The sequence below is a fragment of the Alicyclobacillus acidocaldarius subsp. acidocaldarius Tc-4-1 genome (assembly GCF_000219875.1).
GTDB lineage: Bacteria > Bacillota > Bacilli > Alicyclobacillales > Alicyclobacillaceae > Alicyclobacillus > Alicyclobacillus acidocaldarius_A.
Genome location: NC_017167.1, coordinates 360411 through 376021, shown reverse-complemented (window position 1 = coordinate 376021; position 15611 = coordinate 360411). Strand labels below are relative to the sequence as shown.

Annotated in this window: 11 protein-coding genes and 4 pseudogenes; 6 read left to right on the top strand and 9 right to left on the bottom strand. The window is 55.8% G+C overall.

Annotation, left to right across the window (positions count from 1 at the left end):
• The first annotated feature begins 70 nt into the window (after positions 1-70).
• The gene (locus TC41_RS01780; RefSeq protein ID WP_014463258.1) at positions 71-772 is read left to right on the top strand and encodes an FtsK/SpoIIIE domain-containing protein; all 702 of its coding nucleotides are present in this window, start codon (positions 71-73) and stop codon (positions 770-772) included.
• A gap of 53 nt (positions 773-825) precedes the next feature.
• On the opposite strand, the gene TC41_RS15325 is transcribed toward TC41_RS01780, so the two are convergent.
• Genes TC41_RS15325 through TC41_RS01760 form a run of 4 tightly spaced genes read right to left on the bottom strand, consistent with a single transcriptional unit; the run spans position 826 to position 5789 of the window.
• The gene (locus tag TC41_RS15325; protein ID WP_193352813.1) at positions 826-1287 is read right to left on the bottom strand and encodes a MarR family winged helix-turn-helix transcriptional regulator; all 462 of its coding nucleotides are present in this window, start codon (positions 1285-1287) and stop codon (positions 826-828) included.
• 46 nt (positions 1288-1333) lie between these two features.
• Entirely contained in the window at positions 1334-3493 is a 2160-nt protein-coding gene (locus TC41_RS01770; RefSeq protein WP_041694889.1) for an efflux RND transporter periplasmic adaptor subunit, read from the bottom strand.
• A 34-nt stretch (positions 3494-3527) separates the two neighbouring features.
• The gene (locus tag TC41_RS01765) at positions 3528-5108 is read right to left on the bottom strand and encodes a DHA2 family efflux MFS transporter permease subunit (RefSeq protein WP_237700072.1); all 1581 of its coding nucleotides are present in this window, start codon (positions 5106-5108) and stop codon (positions 3528-3530) included.
• 24 nt (positions 5109-5132) lie between these two features.
• Complete coding sequence (locus TC41_RS01760) at positions 5133-5789, bottom strand: HlyD family secretion protein (protein ID WP_014463254.1); 657 nt, start codon at positions 5787-5789, stop codon at positions 5133-5135.
• 421 nt (positions 5790-6210) lie between these two features.
• On the opposite strand from TC41_RS01760, the pseudogene TC41_RS16130 reads away from it, so the two are divergent.
• A pseudogene (locus TC41_RS16130) lies at positions 6211-6482 on the top strand (transposase); the annotation flags it as partial.
• Positions 6483-6817: 335 nt separating this feature from the next.
• On the opposite strand, the pseudogene TC41_RS15585 reads toward TC41_RS16130, so the two are convergent.
• The 4 genes and pseudogenes from TC41_RS15585 to tnpA form a co-directional block, all read right to left on the bottom strand.
• Positions 6818-7045, bottom strand: a pseudogene (locus TC41_RS15585) (transposase); the annotation flags it as partial.
• Between the two features lie 81 nt (positions 7046-7126).
• A complete protein-coding gene (gene tnpC, locus TC41_RS01750; protein WP_014463251.1) occupies positions 7127-8752 on the bottom strand; it encodes an IS66 family transposase in 1626 nt (541 codons plus the stop codon).
• Between the two features lie 49 nt (positions 8753-8801).
• Complete coding sequence (tnpB, locus tag TC41_RS01745; protein WP_049784400.1) at positions 8802-9104, bottom strand: IS66 family insertion sequence element accessory protein TnpB; 303 nt, start codon at positions 9102-9104, stop codon at positions 8802-8804.
• 53 nt (positions 9105-9157) lie between these two features.
• Positions 9158-9478, bottom strand: a complete 321-nt coding sequence (gene tnpA / locus TC41_RS15580; RefSeq protein WP_014463249.1) for an IS66 family insertion sequence element accessory protein TnpA — start codon at positions 9476-9478, stop codon at positions 9158-9160.
• Between the two features lie 84 nt (positions 9479-9562).
• Between tnpA and TC41_RS15575 the strand changes: the two are divergent.
• Together TC41_RS15575 and TC41_RS01735 are read left to right on the top strand one after the other, a co-directional pair.
• Positions 9563-9859, top strand: a pseudogene (locus tag TC41_RS15575) (IS1634 family transposase); the annotation flags it as partial.
• An 86-nt stretch (positions 9860-9945) separates the two neighbouring features.
• Positions 9946-10272: pseudogene (locus TC41_RS01735) on the top strand (transposase); the annotation flags it as partial.
• Between the two features lie 309 nt (positions 10273-10581).
• On the opposite strand, the gene TC41_RS01730 reads toward TC41_RS01735, so the two are convergent.
• Positions 10582-12405, bottom strand: a complete 1824-nt coding sequence (locus TC41_RS01730; RefSeq protein WP_041694887.1) for a PucR family transcriptional regulator — start codon at positions 12403-12405, stop codon at positions 10582-10584.
• A 297-nt stretch (positions 12406-12702) separates the two neighbouring features.
• Here TC41_RS01730 and TC41_RS01725 point away from each other — a divergent pair, with 297 nt between their 5' ends.
• Together TC41_RS01725 and TC41_RS01715 are read left to right on the top strand one after the other, a co-directional pair.
• Entirely contained in the window at positions 12703-13902 is a 1200-nt protein-coding gene (locus TC41_RS01725; RefSeq protein ID WP_041695631.1) for a transposase, read from the top strand.
• A 411-nt stretch (positions 13903-14313) separates the two neighbouring features.
• Complete coding sequence (locus TC41_RS01715) at positions 14314-15558, top strand: FtsK/SpoIIIE domain-containing protein (RefSeq protein WP_014463244.1); 1245 nt, start codon at positions 14314-14316, stop codon at positions 15556-15558.
• Positions 15559-15611: the final 53 nt, after the last annotated feature.

The window sequence follows — 15611 nt, the reverse complement described above, 5'->3', positions numbered from 1 at the left end:
TGGACACCCCAAAACCGAGAATTGTTATTCAATGTGCACGGATCGGCGTCGATGTCGACAGTCGGCTCGCATGTCGTTTCTCCTCGGTTATGGCCATGACGGGAAGGTGTTCTGGCACCTTCCCACTTGGCCGCACCTTCTGATCGCCGGGAGCACGGGAAGCGGTAAGTCGACGCTCATTCGGCAGATCATGACGCAGGCCCTTGAAGGTGGCTGGCTTGTCTACCTGGTCGATCCCAAGGGCGTGGACTATCTGGGACTTCTTCCGCGGCTCGCCGAGCCCATGAAGGAGTTCCCGCAAGACGCGCTGCCACTGCTCGAAACACTCTGGGCCAAACACCGCGAACGGCTGACGAAACTCAAGGAGGCGGGCGTCTCCTCACTGCGGGAAGCGCACCAACAAGGGCTGCTGCTTGAGGAGAAGCCGATCCTTCTCGTCGTGGACGAGCTTTCGATCTTTTCGTCCAACACCGGCGGCAAGGACGAGAAGGAGGTTCGCGTTCGCGCTCACACGTATCTCGAACGTTTCGCCTTGGCGTCGCGCGCGACGGGAATTGCGCTCTTGCTCTCGGCGCAATATCCGACGGCGGAGATCCTCGGTTCCCAGATCCGCCAACAGGTTTGGCGCATCTGCGGACGCGTGGATGACGAGGTCGCATCCAGGACCATTCTCGGTGTGTCCGGCGCAGAGAAACTCCCGCCAGACAAACCGGGGCGGTTTCTGTACGTCGAGCATGGCGAACTGAAGGAATTCCAAGTCATGCGGTACTGAATGGGAGCGAATGGGAGCGACCTCTGCGGAACGTTCCGCGAGGCCGCTTTCATCTAGATCTCTCCTCCATCTTTTGGCACCCAAGCGGAGACCGGACATGACGTGCGCAAGTGGAGCATGAGCGTTTCTTCTAAACTTCTCAAGATGCGTTCCAACGATGCGTAATCCGATCCATCTCGTGTACATTGTTGAACGATGAGCGCGAACGCTTGCTCCACGCGCGTCATCTCCGCTCGTCCTTGTTCGGTGATGCCGATATGCACGACACGCCGATCGCTCTGGTCTTCGCTTCGCTGGATCCAACCCCTCTTCTCCAGCCGTGAGAGCATAATGGTCACGGCGCTCGGCGTGACACCCAAATGATCGGCAAGGTCCATGGTTCGCGTCGCGATCTTGCGCCGGACCAAATCCATGAGCACATATTGCCCTGGCGTGAGCGAACGAAAGGGCTGCAAAAAGGCGGAATGCACCAAGAGATACGTGGTTACCGCTAGCGTGCGCGCGAGCGGTTCCACGAACCTCTCCTCATGTTCCCGATCGAAGTCCGCGATCTGACTTGATTCAGTTCTCGTCTTCTTGCCCATTTCGCCCAACGATGAATGCTCCTTCGCCAAGAACGATCCGGTCCCCAGACTGAAGGTTCCCGCTCACCACGTCTTGATAGCCGTTCACAGGCGTATAGGAGACCGGGATAAATTCAACATGCGGCGGCAACCCGGCTTGAGCCGAACCCTTCGCATGCGGTTCGTACACAAAGACGCCTTCTTGGCCATTCCACGACTGGATCGCAATGTTCGGGATGATAAACTGGGACTTCAATTGCCCCAGATTGACCGTCACTTGTCCCGTCATGCCGTTTTTCAGATTCGCCGGTGGCTGATTGACAATGGCCTCCACTTCGTAGCTGTCCCCGTTGTTTTGGATAGGCGTGGGGTCCACCCGGAAGATCGTGGCATGAAACGTAGACGAAAGCCCCGGCACGGTCATGGTGACCTGCTGCCCTACGTGCACTTCGCTCAATTGATCCACAGAGACCGGGAAGACCACCTCATACACCTGGGTGTCGATGACAAACGCCGTTTGCCCGGGTTGCACCGTGTCGCCCACCTCGATGTCTTTCGCCGCGATCACGCCACTGACAGGCGCACGAAGGGTCATGTAGCTCTCATTGAGCTCGGCTTGTTGCAACTGTGCTTGGGCTGCTTGTTCTTGAGCCAAAGCCGCCTGCAGCTGAGCTTGCGCTGCGTCTTGAGATCCTAACGCTTCTTGCAGTCCGCCTTGAGCCGATTGTAACCCAGCAATCTCCGCTTGGAGTTTCGAATTGGCGGCCTGGACACCCGCCTGCGCATTTTGCACACCCGCATTGGCCGTCTGAATCCCAGCTTGGGCCGACTGCAGGGAGCCTTGGTCAGGCGGCTGAACCACTTCTTGATACTGCGCCTTCGCCGTCGCCAGGTTCGCTTTTGCGGCGTTCAACTGCGCAAGCGCCTGGTCCACCGCCGTTTGCTCAGCCGTCCGGTCATTGTACGCCTGCTCAGCCGCTTGAAGTGCACTCTGCGCCGCTTGATATTGCGCTTGGGCGTTGGCGACCGCCGTTTGCGCCGTCTGAAGCTGAGACTGGGCTTGGGCTAATTGAGCTTGCGCTGCGCTGTAGGCTTGTTTCGCGTTTTGCAGCTCTTCGTATCCTTGCTCAAGTCCCTGATAGATGGCCTCGTAGCTTTGCACTTCCTCCGCATACGGATTGTTGGCCGTCCCGAATTGCTGTTGATACGCGTTGTAATTCGACAAAGCGTTTTGGTAGTTCTGGTAGGCTTGCTGCACCTGTTGCTCGGTGATGGAGCCGTCCTTCTGCTCCGCGTTATTCAGTTGCGTTTGCGCGATCTGCAAGTTCTGCTCAGCGGTCTGTTCCGCTTGCTGTGCAGCGGCAATGTTCGCTTGCTGGTTCTGCTCGGCGGTCTGCAGGGCGACTTTGGCCTGGTTATACGCGTTTTGCGCGGCGACCAGCTGCTGATACGCCTGTGTGCGATCATTGTACGCTGCAAGCGCGTCCTCATACTCTTTTTGGGCGCTTTCCACCGCGACTTCGGCGGCTTGGACATTTTGCTCCGCGACTGCTTTTTCCGCCGCTGTCGGGCCCTCGGTCACTTTGGTGAGACCCGCCTTGGCTTGGTTCAATTGGCCTTCGGCTTCATTGACACCCGCTTGCGCTTGCGTGACGCCCGCTTGCGCCGCGTTCACGCCCGCCTTCGCTTGACTCACATTCCCCTGCGCCGTGAGCAACCCGCCACCCGCTTCCACCATAGAAGCTCGGGCTTCCGCGACTGCGGCGACCGCCTGTTCGTAGGTGGCCCGGGCCTGATCCACGGCGAGTTTGGTACTTGAGTCATCCAATTGCGCAAGGATTTGCCCGGCCTTAACATGTTGCCCGACCTGGACGTCGATTTGCGATACGCGCCCGCCTGGTCCCTGAAAGCTCGCCTGCACCTCGGTCTTGCTCTCAATGGTTCCTTGTGTCACGAGCGTCGGCGAAGCGCTAGCTGGACGGAGGGTGTACAGATCGTTTGTCGGCAACATGGTCGCGGCCTCCGACGCGCGCGCACTGAGAACGCCGATCGTAGTCCCGAGAACTACGACCACCGCGGCGGCCACACCCGCCACGACCTTCGCATTGGGCCTTCTCCCCCCCGGAATTTCTTCTCGAATCGGCGGTTGAGTGCTCATCATGGGAACCTCCCTTACCGTTCAAATGTTCAGCTTAGTCCATCGCGGGCGATACCCGCGGATTCGACGACCGACGTTGCGGCGATTGTCCAATCGGATAGATGAAGAGCACCACAATCCAAGCGGCAATTGCGAGCAGCGTCGATACCATAAACGTGTCGTTCATGCCGAGGACAAACGCGTTGGCCTGCAAATTATCTGTGATTTGAAGCATCGCCTGGGCATGAGCTTGCGTTTGCGACATGCCTTGCGCCAAGTAGTGAGCGGTCGCCTGCGACAACTGCAAAGCGCGGGGACTGCCCGGATCATATTGCGAGGCAAGCTGGGCCTCGCGAATGGTTTCGCGCTTCGTCATGTACACGGTCATGACGGCCGTCCCAAGTCCCGAAGCGACATTTCGAATGGTGTTGGTTAACGCGGCCGCTTGCCCCGCCAACATAGGGTTTTTCGACACCACTGCCGTGGTCCCGGCCGTCATGATGGGCATCATGGCGATGCCCATAGCGAGGCTTCGTGTGATGTAGAGCAACTGAATGTGCGCACCCGTCGAATCGGTGGTTAAGAACGTGAACGCGTATGTTGAAACCGCAAGGATGCCAATGCCAAGTAGCCCGAGAGGTCGTGCACCGATCTTGTCGAACAACCGACCGCTGATAGGCATCACCAACGCGCTGACCAACGCACCGGGCGTCACGAAGAGTCCTGTGCGCAGCGCACTGTAGCCGCGAATGTTTTCGAGATAAAGCGGCATGAGGAAGATACCGACGAACAGCGCCACACTCAAAATCGAGACCACGATTAAGCTCATGGTGTACGTGTACGTCGTGAGCAAGCGTAACTGGAGCAAAGGCCGCTCCGCTCGAAGCTCCGTGATCACGAACAAGAGAAGCGACACCACCCCGATGGCCAACGCCACGCGAACCTGCGTCGATCCCCATCCGTGATCCGGTACGTTATTGAAGCCGTAGAGCAAGCTAAAGAATCCGATGGTGGAAAACGTCAACCCCCACACGTCAAGTTTGAAGGAAGGAGAGGTAGGCAGATCGTCCATGTACGGAATCGCCAACAGGAGCGCCAAGATCCCGATAGGGACATTGACAAAGAAGATCCACCGCCATGACGAATATTCCACGAAGTATCCGCTGATGAGAGGTCCGAACGCAGGTGCGCCCATAATCGTAATGCCGAACACACCCATGATGGACCCGATCCGTTCCGGCGGGAAGGTCCGATAGATCACGGTCTGCGCAACTGGCTGCAGCAATCCACCGCCTATTCCCTGGATAATCCGAAAGAAAATGATGGATGGCAAGTTCCAAGCGAATCCGCAGAGCGCCGAACCTGCTGTGAAGACCACGAGCGCAAAGAGAAACAGGCGCTTTGGACCTAGCGTATCAATGAGCCAACCTGATGTCGGAACAATGACACCTGTGACCAGCATGTAGCCGGTCAACACCCACTGAATGTTACTCGTGTTGGTGTTGAGCGCGACTTCCATCTTCGGAATGGCTACGTTTACGACACTCGTGTCGAGCACAGCCATGAAGGTGCCTATGAGCACAATGACCAGTTGGAGATACGGAGATGACCGGTGTTGGGTCGGCGTCGAGCTCACAGCATCCAATCCCTTCATCTCCCGTCATGAATTCTTGACAATGTGAACGGTGACATCCATCCCCGGTACAATGGGTTCGACAGGGTATGTAGTAAAGTCAATGGTCACGGGGATCACTTGAGTGACTTTGGTGAAATTTGCGTTGTCACTGGTCGACGGAATTTCTGACAAAGCGCTAGCTGTGGAAAGACCAATTCTCGCCACCACGCCTTCGAAAGTTTGTCCTGGATAAGCGTCGATGTCGATTTTCACTTTCTGGCCGACATGAACTTGCCGAATCAGGGTCTCTTTCACATTGGCGGTGACGTACAGATTGTGTAAGTCATACGCATACGCCATAGGTGTCCCCGCGACTACTTCTTCGCCGTCGGCCACATCACGTTGAACGATAGACACATTTCCCGGAGATTCCACCGGCACATCCGACATGGCATTTCCCGATTGCGCTTCAATATCCCCAATCACGGCGCCAGGCGTCAGGGTTGCGCCCACATACCCTTCCCAGTTCACGACCTTCCCACTTGCAGGCGCCTGAATGACATACTGGAATCCGTCCACGTAAGCGTCGTCAGTGGTCAAGTACTGACTCGATTTGTACCAGTAATATCCTCCTCCCGCGAGCGCGGCCGCGACGACCACGCCAAGTCCCACTTGCAGCGAACGTTTTACGGCTGGTTTCATACGCTCCACTCGTCACCTCTCTTGTGCTGCGGCTTGTCGACGCGGCGATTATCCAAGCTTAATGATTCCGCAGCCCAATTGTTTAGTAAGCATGACACCTGCATAAGCATAACCCTTGTCTGAAGAACATGTCAACTGGACTGGTTGAAAGGGAATACGACCATGTTATGCTAGCCCACTATGCGTGAAAAGTAAGAGAGCCGACAGCCCCAATTGGGGCCGTCGACTCTAGTAGTGGACCTAAGCTCCATTGTGATGTGGTCTTCGACGTATTGATGGCCGGAACTATACACCTGAGACTTTTGCAGAATCACGAGCCCTTGTGCGGCAAGGGTTTTTCGAGCACAAAGAAGGACTTCACCCCAACTTGAGAGAAAGAAAATGGTATGCACCAAACCATTTCAAGGGGGCGAAGTCCAACGTGTACATTCGACAGACATGGCTCTTTTCCTTTGACGAATGGATGGAAATTGACCCTTCGGAGCGGCGTGAACGGTTTTTCTCCGCGCTCGATTTGAGTCCGTATGCCGCGAATCTGAGAAGTTCGACACCCAAGGGGTAAAGCCCATCTCTCGAGAAGCGATTTTGCGCGCATTTCTCGCGGCACCCCTTGAGGGCATCTCGACCTTCACGCAGCTTCACCGACGTTTGGAGAGTGATTTGCGCTTCCGTTACCAGTGCGGGTTCTCCCTCTGATGTTAGGATCAAAATGTGGACAGGGCGAATCGAGAATGTAAAAATAAATTGAATTCGAGGTGAGCCCTTGTGACACAGAAGTACGACAAAGAATTTAAACTGCACGCAGTAGGGTAGTGTCTCGTCAAGTGGTGGAATTTCACCGTTGCGTGTCTCATGTGTGACATGGTCGGCTTTGACCCTTGGGAACCTTATCGACCGCCTTCACGCTTCGTCAAGGGACGCTTCGCTCGCCCCTCGGGCGCCCTTGACGGAGCGCTCGCCGGTCGATTCTAAGTCGTTAGGGCCAAAGCCTCGATGTGCGTGGGTTAGCACCACCTCGCCTCATGTGTCTATTTTTGTAACAGGGCTGCCGCTGCGAGCTGGGGCTTGTTCGGTTTGAGCTTGGCCATCGACTCCAAGCTGAAGTACCGCCGTGCCACGAGCCACTCTTCGTGTTGCTCCTGCAAAATCGCGCCTGCCAGTCGCAACACCGCGTCCCGGTTGGGGAAGATGCCCACGACGTCCATCCGCCTCCGCATCTCCCGATTCAGGCGCTCCAGCGGATTGGTCGAGCAGATGTAAGCGTCAACCGAACCATACCTTGCGCATCGCATTCACGAAGACGCCCTGCCGTCAATCGGGCAGGGCTTTTGTAATTTTCAATTTCTCACTCGAATCCCATCAGGGAGCCCTTCTGACCAAGGCAACAATGCCTCGAACGCCGCTTCATCCTTGAGGTCCATGTTCGGCATCCGTTCAAAGAGATACGTCAAATACGCGGTCGGATTCAGTCCATTCTCCTTCGCTGTCTCCACGATGCTGTATGTCACAGCACTGGCCCGTGCTCCTCGCGGCGTATTGGCAAAAAGCCAGTTCTTCCGTCCGATCACAAACGGCTTCAATGACCGCTCGCATCGGTTGTTGTCGATCTCCAAATGCCCGTCTTCGACGTACCGAATCAGCTTGGGCCACTGCTTCAGGCCATAATTCACCGCCCGTCCTAACGCGCTCTTCGGCAACATCTGCTGTTCCTGCTTTTCAAGCCATGCCAAAAACGCGTCCAGGATGGGCTTACTTTTGGCCATCCGCACACGTTGTCGCTCTTCGGCGCTTGCGTTCTTCAGCTTCTTCTCCACCGCATACAGCGCGTTGCAATACGACAATCCTTCTTCGGCAGCCGTCTTGCCCTTTCGCTCCTTGGGAGGCACTGCCTTTAGGGCTTCGTCAAACTTTCGCCGCGCATGTGCCCAACATCCTACAAGGGTGACATCCGGCAAGCCCTCATAGCCCGCGTATCCATCCACGTGCAGATACCCTTGAAACCCTGCCAAGAACCGTCGCGGATGCTCCGCGCTCCGCGTTTCCTGGTAGTCGTACAGGACCATAGGCGGTCCGTCCATACCGCTCCGGTACACCCACATGTACGACTGGGTCTGCGCCGCGCGCCCGGCTTCATGCAACACTTGCAGAGTCGTTTCGTCCGCATGCAGATAGCGCTGAGCCAGGAGCACTTGGCGAAGTTTCGCATAGAGCGGCTCTAACCACGTCTCCGCCGCGTGCACCACCCAATTCGCCAGCGTTTGGCGGGACAGCGGATACCCGTGCCGCGCAAACTGTTGCTCTTGCCGGTACAATGGCATCCCGTCGACGAACTTCTTCGTCATCACGTATGCCACCGCTTCTGGCGTCGCGAGACTCTTCGCCTGCACCGGCCTCGGCATCGGCGCGCGCACCACAGGGGTCTCCACGTCCTGCGCTTCACAGTGCCGGCAGGCGTACACGTACCGCACGTACTCGACTTTTTTCATCTGCGCCGGGATGATTTTCACGCGTCGCGTGATCTCACGGCTCATCTCGTGAAGCTCACCCGCACATTTCGAGCAGACTCGCTCGTCATCTGACAGTCGGTATTCGACGACCTCGTCTGCTTCGCCCTGATACAGCCAGGCGTCACGCTCCCGTGCCGCACGAGGCTTCCGGCGCTCATACGTGATGGTCTCCGTCTCCACGCCTTCCGACGTCACTTCTGCATCGGCTTCCCCGGTCTCTTCCGAAGGTTGGGCGTCCGCCTCGACTTCGGCTTCGTTGAACAACGGGAGCTGGACGCTGTCCGACTCAGCCGGGGTCTTGCGCCGCTTTTCACTGGAAGCCCCAAACAGACGATGACGGAGCAGATGGATCTGCTCCTCCAGGTAGGCCACCTGTTGGCGCAATTGCTCCTTTTCTCGCTGAAGGGCTTCGTATTCTTGTTCGGTCATGAGGATGGTGCCGTTCTCCTGCGTCATGCCCTAAGCATTCGACGGCCTAGATCCGATTCCTGCTGAGGTGGCCTACTTAAATCGCAGAACGGACATGCACAGCTCGATGCGCTTTCGGCTGCTCGAGCGGCAGGCCATCCAGGAGCCAGTTCAGCTCTCGCCGTGTGATCACCATGGTCTTGGCATCTCCTGTCTCTGGCCAATCGAATCGACCGCGCTCTAAGCGCCGATAGTACAGCCAAAAGCCGTTGTGCGACCAGTGCAAGATTTTGAGCTTGTCCCGTTGCCGATTGCAGAAGACAAACAGGCATGGCGAAAACGGATCGAGTTGAAACGACGCCTGAACGAGTGCGGCGAGTCCGTCAATGGATTTGCGCATGTCTGTGGCGCCACAGGCGAGATACACGCGGTGATCCGAAGTCCAGTCGAAGGCTAGCAAACATGCATCACGAGCCGAATGAGCTCAGCAAGTGTCGACGCGTCATAGCCGGGACGGACGTCAATCTCGACCGAACCAATGCGCAGGGTCAGGGGCGAACGGCCTGCGTCCGAAGGTGAAGAGGTTGTCACGACCGACACGAACGTCGTGTCATGCGTGCCAGGTGCGGTTTCGTTTCGTAGTCGGCGAAGCCAGTACCAGAACTGATGGGGTTTCAGACCGTGCTCAGCGCAAAACTGACTGGCGGACTGGCCGCTGTCGTAGAAGGCAGCGATACGTTCACGCCAAAGCTCACGACGCTCCTGGTGAGACATGTGCTCTCGCATACAAGAACCCTCCCGTGGCTTGATGATGACATTTCAAGCGACGAGAGGATGAAGCCATGTGGGTCTCAGTTTACGCTTACGGACATCCGTCCCATGTATCACCGGAAGGACGAGCGCATTCGGTCGCATGTGCTGCTTTGCTGGCTGGCCTTGTTGTTGGTGCGCATCGCGGAGGTCCAAACTGGGCGGACATGGTCAGACATCCGCTCTCACATGCAAGCGATGCACCGGGTGACGAAGAGCACGCTGGAAGGGATTGTCGTGCAGCGGACAGAGACGACAGAGGCGCAGCGGGAGATCCTGCGAGCCTTGAGGATCAAGGAACCACCGAGGATCCTGAAGGTAGAACCTCGAGCAAGAGGGCTGTAGACACTACGCGAGTTATCCACAGGTCCCACGAACCCGCGTCGGCCATGGGTTCGTGGGACTTTGTATGACTACCAAGTGTCGAAGTCGGGGTGATGGAACAGTTCCACAGCGAAATCAAGACGGATCTGGACGCCGAGCGGCTGCCCTCGGGCAAATTCGCCACGAACAACTTGGTATTGCACTTTGTATGCGTGGCGTACAATCTGCTGCGAGTGATCGGCCAGGAGAGTCTGAAGCGAAATGATGCGCCGCTACGAAAAAAGGCAGAACGTCGCCGGATCCGGACTGTGATTCAGAACCTGATGACACTGGCTGCGAAGATGGTGCGACACGCCAGACAGACCAAGCTGAAATTGGGGTACGGGAATCGATGGCTCCCGGCATTTCGGCGATTGTACTTGGCCTTTGCGTAACGTGAACTGTGTCGAGCAAAGACACTGCATATGACCTGACATGGAAACCGAACCAACCATTCACGAGTCCAGGGGGGACATCTGCCTTTTCGCCGCACTGGCTCCAACCGATATTCACAATCCCTAAGAAAATTGAATGTACATCCGTGAAATCGCAGTGAAGGGGCTTGCGAGAACACACATCAGCCTCTTTCCATCGGCCCTGTCACGGATTCAGGATAGTAAACAGATGTAAGCGTTTGTAACTCTGCTGGATATGGTACGTTATTCTTTAGCCCGAACATTTTATGTTAAAATTTGTCCGACTACTTAGTCGGAAAATGGATCGTATACCGAATTCATCACCTGTTCTGCATCCATGATTTTTCTGAATATGATGGCAAGTTGCATTTCTAGCTTGGACTCAGCGGCGTCTAGAGACCTATTAAGGAGACTCTCAATCCTTTTCAGTCGATATTGAAGTGTAGTCCGGTGAATGTAGAGCGCTGTCGAAGTGTCTGTCAGGTTACAGTTGTGATGTAAATATACTTCAAGTGTTTTAAATAGTTCGCTTCCATGCTGCTGATCGTATGCACGAAGCAGATCTGCTGTCTCTGATACGAAGTGCTTCGCCTTTGGAGAAGTTGCGATTGGCCGAAGCAAATGATACAGTTGCACGTCCTTTGTAAAAAGGATTCGCTCCGTCGGCGTGATAAAGGGGGCCAAACGGCAAGCGAATGATGCTTCTTCGAATGCGCTTACAATCTGGCTCGGATGAGTACAGGGGCCGCTTATTCCGAATCTCATATGCTCCACCAATTCCGAAAACAGACGAGCAGATAAGTGGTTTGACAGGCGGCCCGTCATGTGAAGCGATATTGTCTGTATCGAATTCAGAAGGCGTTCAATTTCTTCGAAAGGCATTGACACGGGCAAAGACAAAACAATGGCTTCATGGCGGCGTGCGACGAGAATTTGAGGGAACTCCGTTTCCAAGCGACTGCGCAGATGGTCCACAAGAACCGACAAGTGTTCTAGGTAAGCTGGGTGGGTCAAAACCGATTGCGCACTGGGTAGGCCGACGAGCAAGCGCTGCTCTGCCTCCACGTCCCAGCCGACAGCGCGCGCCGCGTCCGACTCCGCTGCACCCCACGCCTCCGGTTGATCGAGCAAGAAGTTGAAGAGCTCTTGAAACCCGTGGCCGCGCCTTTGGATTTGAAACCCTCGCTTGTAAAAGTGAACGGCGAGTGCCATCGTGGCCTCTTGCACAGCGATTAGGTCAAGGTCGTCCAATTGCGCACTATTCTCCCAAATGACGAGGTAGCCGTGTATCACGTCACCTGTCTGAATCGGCGCAACAACAAAAGTCGTTTGATCTTCGAGTTCGGTCCGCACAGGAAGTGGCCACATCGTCTCCTGAAAGGGCGAACGAAGTGTCATCCAGTGTTTGACCTGATGAAGAAGCTGATGCCACCTCGCATCCTCTGGACAGATAGATAACACGGATTGAAATCGATCTAGAACTGCGGTCGGACGATTCAACATCTGCTTCACGCTGTGCGCGATTGAATGTAGTCCGTCGTCGGTCCACAGTGCACTTGTGAGCTGATAGTGGTTCGACAAAAACCGCCGCATTTTCTGTTGATACGGAGCGTCTGGAAGCTCCGGAGTCTCGTGTCGCACGGCTTGGCGAAGCACTTCCGGTAGGTTTGGAACGAGTGCCTGAGCAACATCCTGTGCGAATTCCCATAGGATATGCCCCACGTCGTCAACAAGATATTGAAAATGATAATAGCCAACAGCGATGATGCCTAAGGGGAACCCACTGATCGAAAGAGGTAATGAGAACCATGTCGAAAACCCCATTTTATCCATATTATCGAAGAAGGCGCAATGCAGGAGCGCTGGCTCTCTGTCATCGGAAGGCCATCGAAATGGCCAACTTAATATGCGTCGACAGCACGCAGCGATCGGGACTTGTGACAAAATATTCTGCTGATTCGAAGTGAGAGCACACGCATGTGGATAAAACAGCTCTTGGTTATCCTTACGGATGTAGACGATCGATATATCGCTCTGGAAGATGGCGCTCGTCGCTTTGAGCATCATGTCGATTTGCTGTTCCGTGGATTCTGCCTGTTCTAGGTGGCTCACGAGGTTGCGAAGGTTTAGATGTAATCGTTGACGCCGTCGTCTCGGACGTGTAGCAGTTACTGAGTTGGACACTGATTTACGCTCCTCCATGCGTGCGACCCCTCTCAGTGCTTTTTAGGAATCATGATTAATCTCATTATATCTCGAGCCTCGAGCTCTGAGTTAAAGTCTGAGCCTTTTGCAGAATCACGGGCCCTTGTGCGGCAAGGGTTTTTCGAGCACAAAGAAGGACTTCACCCCAACTTGAGAGAAAGAAAATGGTATCCAGCAAACCATTTCAAGGGGGCGAAGTCCAACGTGTACATTCGACAGACATGGCTCTTTTCCTTTGACGAATGGATGGAAATTGACCCTTCGGAGCGGCGTGAACGGTTTTTCTCCGCACTCGATTTGAGTCCGTATGCCGCGAAGCTGAGAAGTTCGACACCCCAAGGGGCAAAGCCCATCTCTCGAGAAGCCATCTTGCGAGCATTTCTCGTGGCCCCCCTTGAGGGCATCTCGAGCTTCACGCAGCTTCATCGACGTTTGGAGACCGATTTGCGCTTCCGTTACCAGTGCGGGTTCTCCCTTCACGAACCTGTTCCGTCCGTCTCGACCCTAAGCCGCGTCTTTCAGGCCATTGTGAACAAAGGGATTGCAGCGACGCTATTTGCTGACTTGGTGCGTCAATGCCGTGACGAAGGGCTCATCGAGGGCGAACACGTCGCCATCGACAGCACGGCCATCCATGCTTATGAGAGAAAACACCCACGCTCAGGTGTCCAGCCCTCCAATCGGGCCAACTGGGGCGCGAAGTTCGATGCCTTTGGCAACAAGCTGGCGTGGTTTGGCTACAAGGTCCATTTGGCGGTCGATGCCAAGAGTGAACTTCCCATGGCGCTCACGGTAACGCCAGCAAACGTCTACGATGGAGAGATGGCCATTCCCTTGATGGAGGAGCTCCATCGCCAAGATTGGCGGATTCGCTTCGTGTTGATGGATGCAGGATACGACCAGACGAAAAACTACGAAGCCGCTCGCGCGTTGGGCGCTCAGGCTCTCATCCCGCTGAATCGCCGGAATGAGAGAGAGCCGCCGGAAGGGATGGATTTCGACGGAACGCCCCGTTGCACGATGGGGTATCGGATGACGTATTGGGGTGCAGAGGGCGACTGGCTCAAGTTTCGCTGTCCGCACGCGACAGGACATGTCGATTGTCCGCTTGGCATGGCAGCATGTTCTGCATCGAACTATGGCATGGTTGTGAAGAAGCACATCGATGAGGACGTCCGTCGATATGCGAATCCACATCGCGGTTCCCGCACATGGAAGATGCTCTATGATGAACGAACCGCAGTGGAACGCTGCTTTTCACGGTTGAAAGAACAGCTCATGCTTGACGACCTGCATGTGCGGGGTATCGAGAAAGTCACCGTACATGCGTACATCCACGCGATTGTGCTCTTGGCATCTGCTCTGGCGATGCACCGGACGAATCGTATCGAGCAGGTGGCTTAACCTGACGCTTCGAACGGGCACCACTGAAGGGATGTGATTGATCACACAACAGAAAAGGGTTTTTGTGGAACTGGTTATCTTTCACGACAAGTGTACGTCGTTTTTGCTCGCGATGGAATCAGTCATTCTGCAAAAGGCTCACCTAAGAAAGCAATTTGCCGGCTCGCATGTGATCACAGCCTGCAATCTGCTGTCCTCACACCATTCCGAGCCCAAACAGAGCTTGTCCTATGAGGACAAGCTCCTGTCCTGCCATCCTTTATGGGATGAGATGACTACAAGAAGGTGGTGGAGACAATAAGCTTGAATACGCGTACTTCGGGCGGGGATCAATTCTTTGATCTCATTGCTACTTTATTCCCATAGGAATCGCGTGAAGTGCGTCGCCAACCAGTTTTATTCATGACTCCGATGGTATCCGCCAAGATTCTCGTGTGCCACGGACTCAAAGCCCTCCCGATGGGCCTTCATCTCGCACATGGCCCAGAACGCTGGCAATGGCTCGCGTGGTTCCTTGGCGTTCCCGCCGTGTTCACAGTGTATCTCGCTTGGACCGGCTGGCTCGACCGCAACCGCGTAATCGTCGACGCCTTCTCCTTTGAGGAGGCGCTTCGACGCGCAAATCTCTGGGACAATCCACGCTATCGACGCCCGACGCTAGTTCGGGTGAAAGAGCGCGCCAACGGTGACGTAGAGCTTATTGTGGCAGGGCTTCCGGCTTCCATTTGGCAGAAGCCCGAGATCACCGATCCCTTCTGCGCGTCGTTTGGCGTCGAGCGATTCCGATCGGTGTCGCAGGACCCGAAGCGCCGCGACCGTGTGCATCTGGTGCTCGCTTCCGGTTCGCTGGACCAAGTCGTGAAAGCGACAAGTCGCGAACTCGGCGCGCGCCGACTTCCGAAACCGAAGGTCAAACGCGATCGCGATGATGAGGACGCGCATCCAGTAGCCCGCATGTCATTTCTCCTCGGTTATGGCCATGATGGGAAGGTGTTCTGGCGCCTTCCCATTTGGCCGCACCTCCTGATCGCGGGAAGCACCGGCAGCGGGAAGTCGACGCTTATACGCCTGATCATGACGCAGGCCCTCGAAGGCGGTTGGCTCGTCTACCTCGTCGACCCCAAGGGCGGCGTGGACTATCTGGAACTCCTTCCGCGGCTCGCTGAGCCCATGAAGGAGTTTCCGCAGGACGCACTGCCGCTCCTCGAAGCGCTCTGGGCGACCCACCGGGAGCGTTTGACGAAACTCAAGGAAGCGGGCGTCTCGTCGCTTCGGGAAGCGCATGAACGCGGCTTCTTGCTCGAGCAGAAACCGAGCCTTCTCGTCGTGGACGAGCTGTCGATTTTTACGTCGAGCACGGGCGGCAAGGATGAGAAGGACATGCGTACCCGTGCCCATGCATATCTCGAGCGGTTCGCCTTGGCCTCGCGCGCGACGGGCATTGCGCTCTTGCTCTCGGCGCAGTATCCGACAGCTGAAATCCTCGGTTCCCAGATCCGCCAACAGGTTTGGCGCATCTGCGGGCGCGTGGATGACGAGATCGCCTCTCGGACCATCCTCGGCATCTCCGGTGCAGAGAAACTCCCGCCGGACAAACCGGGGCGGTTCTTGTACGTGGAGCATGGCGAGTTGAAGGAATTCCAAGTGATGTTCTGATGAGCAAAAAGAAAGCCGGCAGCCCAGGGAAGGGCTGTCGGCTCTTTTGACTA

What these genes read in the sequence shown, in the direction of transcription:
- TC41_RS01780 (WP_014463258.1), top strand. Translation starts at nt 71, where the DNA reads ATGTCGTTTCTCCTCGGTTATGGCCATGACGGGAAGGTGTTCTGGCAC.
- TC41_RS01770 (WP_041694889.1), bottom strand. Translation starts at nt 3,493, where the DNA reads ATGAGCACTCAACCGCCGATTCGAGAAGAAATTCCGGGGGGGAGAAGG.
- TC41_RS01760 (WP_014463254.1), bottom strand. Translation starts at nt 5,789, where the DNA reads ATGAAACCAGCCGTAAAACGTTCGCTGCAAGTGGGACTTGGCGTGGTC.
- tnpC (WP_014463251.1), bottom strand. Translation starts at nt 8,752, where the DNA reads ATGACGCAGGAGAACGGCACCATCCTCATGACCGAACAAGAATACGAA.
- tnpB (WP_049784400.1), bottom strand. Translation starts at nt 9,104, where the DNA reads ATGCGCAAATCCATTGACGGACTCGCCGCACTCGTTCAGGCGTCGTTT.
- tnpA (WP_014463249.1), bottom strand. Translation starts at nt 9,478, where the DNA reads ATGTCTCACCAGGAGCGTCGTGAGCTTTGGCGTGAACGTATCGCTGCC.
- TC41_RS01715 (WP_014463244.1), top strand. Translation starts at nt 14,314, where the DNA reads ATGGTATCCGCCAAGATTCTCGTGTGCCACGGACTCAAAGCCCTCCCG.